General features: G+C 68.1%; 1 protein-coding gene. It reads left to right on the top strand.

Annotation, left to right across the window (positions count from 1 at the left end; all coding sequences use genetic code 11):
• Positions 1–260 precede the first annotated feature (260 nt).
• On the top strand, positions 261–722 hold the full coding sequence (locus ET989_RS14625; RefSeq protein ID WP_206080017.1) for a DoxX family protein: 462 nt from the start codon (positions 261–263) through the stop codon (positions 720–722).
• Positions 723–924: the final 202 nt, after the last annotated feature.

Here is a 924-nt window from a genome sequence, read left to right as displayed (position 1 = left end):
GTTCAACCACGGCAAGCAATGGCGCGGGTTCGCCACCCGCTACGACAAACTCGGCATCGTCTACCGCGGGGCCGCGGTCCTGAACGCGATCATCAGATGGCTCCAACGGTTACGAGACACGCCCTAGATCAGGTCGTTGGCCGTCACCGTGAGATCCCGCTGATCTGGCGCCTCCGAGGGTCCCACAGACGGTACGTCAGGGCCCCGCCAGGCGAGTGCGGATCCATGCCGAAAGTGCCGACGACCGCGATACTTCGGGGATGGACTCCAAGTCGCCGCGCTCGGCCGAATCGCTCCAAGGTCGGTCCTCCCCGCTCAGGACCGGGGGTCGCTTTCTGCTCGGCGGGTTCTTGGCGACTGCCGGGATCGGTCACCTCACCAGCCTGCGGCAGGAGTTCCAGGCTCAGGTGCCGCCGTGGATCCCGCTGGACCCCGACTTCGTCGTCGTTGCCTCTGGCGTGGTCGAGGTCGGACTCGGGGCCGTGCTTCTCTTGGCGCCGCGTGCCCTGCGTCCGGCACTCGGTTGGGCGACGGCGGCGTTCTTCGTTGCTGTCTTCCCGGGCAACGTTGCGCAGTACCTGACCCGTCGAGACGCCTTCGGGCTCAACAGTGACGAGGCACGACTGGTGAGGCTCTTCTTCCAGCCGGTCCTCGTGGCTTGGGCGTTGTGGGCGACCGGAGCTTGGAACGCATGGCGGACCTCTCTCCGTGCGAACCGCTGACACCAACGAACGCAGCGCCCGTCGGGCAGGGCCAGCCCACCAGACCCCGATCGAGTGAGGAACCACGCGCCCGCAGCGGCATGACCGGCCGAGGCATGATGGCCGTGTGACTGGGCCGAGGCAGACGCGACAGGGTGCTGAGCACCAGCGACGCTCCGTGGAGCGTGGAGCAGTGGCCGTGGGGCTGGCAGGGCTGGCCGCC

This window comes from Propioniciclava sinopodophylli (assembly GCF_004324755.1).
GTDB classification, from domain to species: Bacteria; Actinomycetota; Actinomycetes; order Propionibacteriales; family Propionibacteriaceae; genus Propioniciclava; species Propioniciclava sinopodophylli.
Note: the sequence above shows the minus strand (reverse complement) of the source record. Positions and strands in the feature narration are given on the sequence as shown.